The sequence below is a fragment of the Modestobacter sp. SYSU DS0657 genome (genome assembly GCF_054050925.1).
Window position 1 is genome coordinate 1 of sequence record NZ_JBJHAG010000052.1, and the last position, 7,380, is coordinate 7,380.

The following is a 7,380-nucleotide window of genomic DNA, read 5'->3' on the forward strand; positions in this document are numbered from 1 at the left end:
AGTTCGTCTCGGTGGTCGAGGAGCGGCAGGGGCTGAAGATCGGGTGCATCGAGGAGGTCGCCTGGCGGAACGGCTGGCTGGACGACGACGGCCTGCGCCGGGCCGCCGAGCCGCTGGCCAAGAGCGGCTACGGCGCCTACCTACTCGAATTGATGGCGCAACAATCCGCAGATAGCGCGCAAGCTAAGCGCCAGGCTAGTGGCGCCTGAAACCACTTGGGACTGCCCCCGGTTCGGTTGACTCCTTACCTGTGAGGCTGCGGCCTCCCTGGAAGGATCAGCATCGCGCCCAAGCCGTTCCCGCCGGAGTTCCGGCGTGACTTCATCGCCGTGGCTCGCAAGGGCGAGGCGTCGATCTCCCAAGTGGCCCGGGACTTCGGGATCTCGGAGTCCTGCCTGCAGCGCTGGCTGAAGATCGCCGACCGAGACGACGGCCTCGCGCCTCCCGCAGCCGGTGACCGCGGCGGCGGCCAATCGGATGAGTCGGCGGAGCTGCGGGAGCTGCGCCGGCGCAACACGCTGCTGGAGCAGGACAACGAGATCCTGCGGCGGGCGACGGCCTACTTTCCCCGCGATGTCCTCCCAGAATGACCTACCCGCTGGTCCATGACCTCGCCGCAAAGAAGATCCGACCGCGTTGCGACGGCTGTGACACGCGGACAGGCACGAGCTCAACGGTGGGCACCGGACGTAAGCGGCAGCACCGTCTAACGGCAGGCTCTACGTACGACAACTCCCCCGGGACGTCCACCGTGTCCTGGGCGCTGGCTGTACTGGGCGCTGGCTGATGCGGCCCGGCGGCGGTTGGACCCGCGCGCCCACGGCTACGTCATCGGGGGCGTCGGCGACGAGGACATGCCGCGCGCCGATCGCGTGGCCGCCGACCGCTGTGCGGTGGTGCCACGCATCGCCAGCTCTGCTCCCCTGTTCGGGGTGTTGAACAAAGGCTTAGCCTCTTGCTGGTTCGCCACCCCTAACAGTGCCCCATCGACCCTTCGGCGTTCCCGCTGACGCCTTTCAGAACCTGCTAACGTCAACATCACGACAGCAGCAATCAAAACCAACTCGGCCGCGCGCGCCGTAGCTCGCACTTGGTACTGAATAGACAGCAGACATACAAGGAAAGCCCCCGCGATCAGCATGGGACGAGTCAAGGCCTCATGCAGCCGCACTCCAACAGCCTCCCCTGTTCGCCGCCAGACGAATGCAAACAGTCCTGAAACGAAGAAGTAAAAGGAGGCAATGGCCCAGCTCGAGACGTTCGCGAGCGTCCCCACAGTTCCATATGGGATATACGACACAATGGAATAGTCGGAGCTAGCCGCCGAGTACCCAAGCCAAGACGCGGGCAACGGGTTGATCGCCGTAACAACGGAATCCCACGTCAATTGTGGCGACCGTAGCAAAACGAACGACGCATTAGGAAATCCGGCCAGAAGGTTTGGCACGATAGTACCTAGTTCGCTTGTCATCACTTCACCCGGCCGGGTAGTGAGTGAGGCGATATAAGCACGAATGCCCTGCCCCTGCTGGAGTCGCCAGGAGATAACGGCAGAAAAGACAAAGGCGGATACTGCTACGGCACCCAACACCCACACAACACCTGGCCGACCCCGAGTCACCGCCCAAGCACCCAACATAAGTAGAGGAACGAGCGCGAGTTCCCGGCTCGACGTACCGAAACTTATCAAGAGCAATAGTGAGAGCGAGACAGCGGCCAGCGCGCGCGCGGCCATGGATGCTGCCGGCAGAAAGAAAAGAGTCCAACTGAGGAACCCGGTAGGGATCGACAGAGCCGACCCTAGGCGCTGCAACTCCACGAGTTCACCACCGAAGTCTTGATACCCACCCCGGCTCCACAATGACCCGACGTCCAGTCCCGCGAGGTAGATGATTGACACAAGGAGAGACCCACCCGCACCGACTAGTTGCAACCACACAGGCAAAGCGTTCAGTCGGCTCGCTCGCTGTCGAGATGCACCCCCGCTGACGCCACCGCCAACTATTGCCCCAGCAGCAAGGCACGCAGTGCTGGCCAACGTGAAAACCAGTAGCGTGGCAAGTCTTTCAGATTCACTGAAGATGAAGAGGGTCGGCTGTGGTCCTTCCAGTCGAAGGTGATGATAAACCAGATAACCGACCAGTCCGTAAAGACCCAGGAATGTTCCGAGCAAGATACTCGGGTGCCATAGCACACCAAGCCGTCTGTGGGCTAACCATAAACAGACGACTAACAGTGACGCAATAATGCACAGTCGGAGCAACTCGTCACTAAGGGATAGAACTACTAGCCCGACACAAAACGCACCAACAACAGTGGCGACTGCAGGCCACAACTTGACGTCTGTCAGTTTCGTGGCCATCTTCGACGCACTTCGCGGCGACATCAGATAGTCGACTCGTACGCCTGAACCAACTCGATAGCAGCATCTCGCCACGAGAAGGGTGATGGTGGGCCAGTTGGTTGGTCCACGGCGTTCAACAACTGAAGCAGGTATTCCGCGCCGCTACGGCCGTTCAGAGCAACTGGATCTATCAAGCCTGGGCCAACGTCGATGAACTCGCTCGAGTAGCCGTACTTGGTAGTCAAGACTCGGCAGCCGCAAGAAGCCGCCTCCATATCAGCTTGACTCACCACCTCAAACCACGCACCGTTCAAGTAGTACCGGGACCGCGAGAGAAGTTCCCGCACGTCGGCGTGAGGGAGGGAGCCGACGTAGGACATCCGATCGGAGTTGCTGACCTCCTTCAGGAAAGCCTGGACATAGGCCCCGTGGTTGCCGTTGATGGCTCCAGCGAAGACTGCACGCAGCCCAGCCTTACGCACAGCTCGAGCGAGGGCGAGAGTATTCTTCCTTGGTTCCACGCGACCAACGACGACCAGGTCAATATCTCTATCCGTTGAAGTCGACATTGGGTCGAAGGTGATTCCGTTGGGCACGACAGTGCCACCCTCTTGCAGTCCCAAGTCAGCCTCAAGTGCCTGCTTTTCTGAACGCGCCATTGGCAGCAGCAGGTCTACTTCAGCGGCCAGAGCTGTCTGCGAAGCAGAAACGCCTCGCAAGCCGGAGATTCCTTGAGCGACACTTCCTCGCCGCACGAGTTTTGCCATTTCCCGCACCCCGACCGCCCTGTCAGCCGTGAGACCTATAAGTCGCGCGCCCGCGAAGAATCGGTCAAGGTCGCTGGCATAAAAGGCCTCAACGCCGCTCACGGGGTGATGCACCGTAGACAGCGCGACCATTGCACCGGTTTCCCGAGTGGCCTTTAGCAGAGCTCGATTCTCGAGCGGAAGATCTATATTGACCAGATGTACCACGTCAACCCTCTTCAGGTCGCGCGCACCTAGTTCACCGAACGCAATGGACGCCGAATGTCCCAAGGAGTTGAGAGACTCGCACAGCCGCTCCGCCTTGGTGACGTCACCGCCCCTTTTCGTCAGCCCATCGCCTCGAAGCAGAAAGCAAACGCGAAGACTAGACGACACTGGAACTCCGATTCACGGATGCACCGAGCGCAAGGGTCGGGTACTTAAGGTACAATTTGCACATGCTCGCCCAGTGATGACGAGTCGCAGGATTGTTGAGATCAAATCCTCGCCTACTGGCTCGCACGTGTGCATGGCGAAAAGTCACATCCGACAGAACAGTAACGCCCGACCCGACGCGCCAAGAACGTACGCCCCAGTCAACGTCCTCACAGTACAAGAAGAACCGTTCGTCCATTGGGCCTAGCAGGCGGAGATAGTTTCCGCTCACGTAGAGGACCGCTCCTATCGCCCAGTCGGGACGACTGTCTATCCGGGATCGATCGCGGCGCGTCGACGACCACCGGCCGACGCGGCGCCTTACGTGACTGGCTAACGACGGAAATCGTCTCGCCGATTCCTGCATGCTGCCGTCCAGATTCACCAGGCGCGGGGCCACGATCCGGTCACCGCTCCATTGCGCAGCCCGTTGCCGTAAGGCCGTCAGACCGCTGTCAGGTAGGCGGACATCAGGGTTGAGCAGTAGGACGTCCTCCCGAGCACGTTCCTGAATGCCTCTATTCACGGCAGCGGCGAAGCCTACATTCCGGTCGTTTCGTATGAGTCGGACACTAGGATATTCTTCCAGCAGGGAGACTGTAGCGTCGTTTGAGGCGTTATCGACGACGATGGTTTCGACATCTTCACCTACAAGCTCATCAAGTAGGTCGCCAACGACCGACTCACTGTTGTAGGTGACGATCACGACCGTCAGCGTCGGCAAGCGACTCACTTGCTGCTCCCTAATCTTATCTGCACTGTATGAGATTTTTCTGGGCTCGGAAGGTTCGAACTGCGTTCGTGCAGCCAGTCGCTGGAGTTGGTCCGCCCGATGCTTGCAGTATTGGGGGGCCGCGAAGCTCCTACCAAGTGGGACCTGATCAACTGCTACGGACTCGGGCCAGAGGCGCGAGAGTAACAGCTCCTTCGGGGACGTCCTGCACGACGAGCGATTGCGCCCCCACTTTGGCGCCCGCGCCTACGCGTACGCCTCCCAGGATCGTTGCGCCAGCTCCCACCGAAACGTCGTCGCCTATCCATGGGCAGACGTCGGAACTACCACTGTTTCCAATCGTCACGTTGTGCCGCAGTGTGACACGAGCCCCGATGATGGTCCTGGCATTGATAACCAGTCCTCCCCCGTGGTCGATCCGCAGCCCGGGCCCCACCTGCGTCGCAATGGGGATCTCCATGGAAAGCACCAGCTCCCCGAGTCCGCGGGATAGCACGGCGCAGACGAGTGCCACCGGCGATCGTCGCCCCCATCGAAGCCGCGTATACTGTGCCGCTCTAAACAAAACTAGGAAAGCTCTTGACTTGGGCCTGCCGGCGTTCCGCGTCCAGTCCTGCATGACAAATTCACGTGTCTGCAAGTTGCGCTCCATCTGCTTTTCCGGCCGACGTCGTTCTCAGGGCCTCGGCTCTGGTTTCAGCGGTGCGGTAGTAGGCGACAGCTGCCCATGCAAAAGCGGACATGCTGGCCGACCCCAGCGCCAGCCCCCAGATCGCTTCGGGCACCCCGAGTGGGATAGCTAACGCCGCTACTGATGCGACGGTCAACACGCCAGCAACGCTTCGTCCAGTTGCTATTGCGTTGGCGTGACCAGCGACCTTCAGGGCGACGACCGCTCCCATACCGACGGCCGCCAACAGTTTACTGACCGCAAGTGGCATCAAGGCGGCCATTACAGAATCGGCAGCTGGTCCGATAACGCTGCGCATGGCAGACTCGGGCACCCACTGCAGCGCTAGCGTAAAAATGACACCCGACGAGCCAGCTACGGCGAAGACAACTAGGGGCTTCGCCAAAGGTAGTTCTCTGACTGGACGACGATCCTGCGCAAGCTCCGCCAACAGGAAAGTTTGTGCGCCTTGGAGAAGTACGTTAATCGGGCCCAGCACCGTGTCAGCCAGGCGCAATCCAGCTGTCGCCGCCAATCCGACGATGCCAACCAAGAGGTAGTAACTAGCCTGGGCGCTACCGCGAGATATTAGGACGTCGAGCAGGAGGGCGCGACCTGCGACCCATACTCGGCTCCAATAGGCCCCGAGATTGAGCTGTCCATCAGCGATCTCCCCACGCCTAACGCCCATAGCAACCGCAATGACGGAACCTGCCGCCCACGACAGCAAGACGAATGTTCCATCCTCGCCGAAGGATACGGTCCAACCTAAACACGAAATTGCGAGCCACGACGAATCCAGCCGTAGGACGCCAACGTAATTCGACGCAAGCATCTGCCGGTAGCGCAGCGCATCCTGGACTTGGCCAGCAGCGGCCCCAACTCCGAGGAGAAGTCCGGCCACGGGGCTCACCAGAAGCGCAGCGACTAAGCCCATGACGAAGCCGATGACAACGCCCCCGACCGTAAAACAGGTGAGCATTGCTTTGGAGGCGTTCCCGGGACCCATGTCGTGTCGCGATATCAGTGTTGAATCGCCAAAAAAGGCTTTGGTGCCGAGGCCAACGAAAGAAAGCGTAGTCAGACATAGGGCTACCACTCCAGTGTCGTATATATCGGAGCTTCGAGCCCAAAGAATCAAGACGCCGACATTGATTGCACTGACCACCCCTTGGTCCAGGGCTAAGATCAGACCACCAAACTTTCGCCCATTCGACGCCTCAGCGCTCATCTATCTAGAAGATCCTGGTATTGCGCCTCAATTCCCTCTGCTAGCTTGACAGTCGGGAACCACCCAAGTAGGCGGTTGGCCTTTTTGATGGATCCACCGGTAACTCGGACGTCTCCAGCGACAGGTTGCCTGTCGACCAAGTTGACCGGCATCCCTGCGACCTTGCCAATCAGGTCGACCAGTTCTTGCATCGAGACGGATGAACCGCCAGCAAGGTTGATTACGTGACCGAGCGCGTCAGGGCTGTCGGCTGCAGCTATGCAACCCGCTACGATATCATCTACGTAGGTGAAGTCGCGCACAAAGTTCCTAGCCCCGTACAGTTCGAATATGTCGCCGGAAATGGCGGAATTGATGAGTCTATGTATGGCCATATCTGGCCGCTGCCCGGGTCCGTAGACGGTATGGAACCTCAGAGACACAACGGGTAGTCCGCGAGTCTTTCCGTACAGCATGGTGATGTTCTCACCAGCCAACTTGGTCACGCCGTACGGGCTCACTGGTCGAGTGGTCTGGTCCTCAGTGGTCGGATACGAGGTCGCCTCCCCGTAGACTGATGAGCTCGACGCGTAAACGAATGCGTTCAGGCCTCCCCATGTAGTGGCTGCTTCGAGGAGTCGTTGCGTCGCGAGCACATTATCGTTCAAATACCCCGAGAAGTTGCTTCCCCAGGAACTGCGCACTCCGGGCTGCCCCGCCAAATGGAATACGGTCGTCGTCTCGGTGAATGAGTTCGGGAGTGTCGCGCTACCCAGATCCAGATCGTGAAATACAAAATTGGGATTGTTGGCGAGCGAGGCGATCCTCGCCTTCTTCAATCCCGTGTCGTAATAGTCAGAAAAGTTGTCTACGCCAACAACCTGCCAACCTGGCCGTGTTTGCAGGATGTTTGCCGCAAGTCGGCTGCCGATGAAACCAGCAGCGCCTGTGACGAGGGCTGTGAGCATGTGGCGAACTCCAGGTGGTCGGAGGCAACGAGTTGGAGGTATCAACGCAGAGGTAGTCAGCAGTATGATGCCTCGAACGGGCTGTCTCGCGAACGGTTTGTAGTTCACTAGCGTGTGTCGATGACCACAGCGCTAGGACTCGCCCGGCAGCGGCAGGACACCGTCTACCGGGCGGGCGTCTACGGCCGGCACCCCCGGGTGCCCACCGTCTATCGGGCGCTGGCCGAACGGGCCCGGCGGCGGCTGGACCCCCGCGCCTCCGCCTACGTGGCCG

The 7,380-nt window shown here is 59.9% G+C and carries 6 protein-coding genes and 2 pseudogenes; 2 read left to right on the forward strand and 6 right to left on the reverse strand.

All coding sequences use genetic code 11. The features are described 5' to 3' along the window. Together ACI79A_RS19480 and ACI79A_RS19485 are read left to right on the forward strand one after the other, a co-directional pair. Positions 1–209, forward strand: a pseudogene (locus ACI79A_RS19480) (hypothetical protein); the annotation flags it as partial. Positions 210–281: 72 nt separating this feature from the next. Next, a pseudogene (locus ACI79A_RS19485) lies at positions 282–619 on the forward strand (transposase); the annotation flags it as partial. Positions 620–823: 204 nt separating this feature from the next. Here the strand turns inward: ACI79A_RS19485 and ACI79A_RS19490 are convergent. The 6 genes from ACI79A_RS19490 to ACI79A_RS19515 all read right to left on the reverse strand — a co-directional run bounded on the left by ACI79A_RS19490 (position 824) and on the right by ACI79A_RS19515 (position 7,106). Then, positions 824–1,819 (reverse strand): hypothetical protein, encoded by a 996-nt coding sequence (locus ACI79A_RS19490; protein WP_457085410.1) that lies wholly within the window; start codon positions 1,817–1,819, stop codon positions 824–826. Between the two features lie 566 nt (positions 1,820–2,385). Further along, positions 2,386–3,318: a glycosyltransferase gene (locus ACI79A_RS19495; RefSeq protein ID WP_457085411.1), complete on the reverse strand. Its 933-nt coding sequence runs from the start codon at positions 3,316–3,318 to the stop codon at positions 2,386–2,388. Between the two features lie 157 nt (positions 3,319–3,475). Further along, positions 3,476–4,258 (reverse strand): glycosyltransferase, encoded by a 783-nt coding sequence (locus tag ACI79A_RS19500; RefSeq protein ID WP_457085412.1) that lies wholly within the window; start codon positions 4,256–4,258, stop codon positions 3,476–3,478. Between the two features lie 148 nt (positions 4,259–4,406). After that, on the reverse strand, positions 4,407–4,910 hold the full coding sequence (locus ACI79A_RS19505) for a serine acetyltransferase (RefSeq protein WP_457085413.1): 504 nt from the start codon (positions 4,908–4,910) through the stop codon (positions 4,407–4,409). Further along, the gene (locus tag ACI79A_RS19510) at positions 4,885–6,159 is read right to left on the reverse strand and encodes a hypothetical protein (RefSeq protein ID WP_457085414.1); all 1,275 of its coding nucleotides are present in this window, start codon (positions 6,157–6,159) and stop codon (positions 4,885–4,887) included. Before ACI79A_RS19510 ends, ACI79A_RS19505 begins: the two co-directional genes overlap by 26 nt. Continuing rightward, positions 6,156–7,106: an NAD-dependent epimerase/dehydratase family protein gene (locus tag ACI79A_RS19515; protein ID WP_457085415.1), complete on the reverse strand. Its 951-nt coding sequence runs from the start codon at positions 7,104–7,106 to the stop codon at positions 6,156–6,158. The genes ACI79A_RS19510 and ACI79A_RS19515 overlap by 4 nt, the downstream gene beginning before the upstream one ends. Positions 7,107–7,380: the final 274 nt, after the last annotated feature.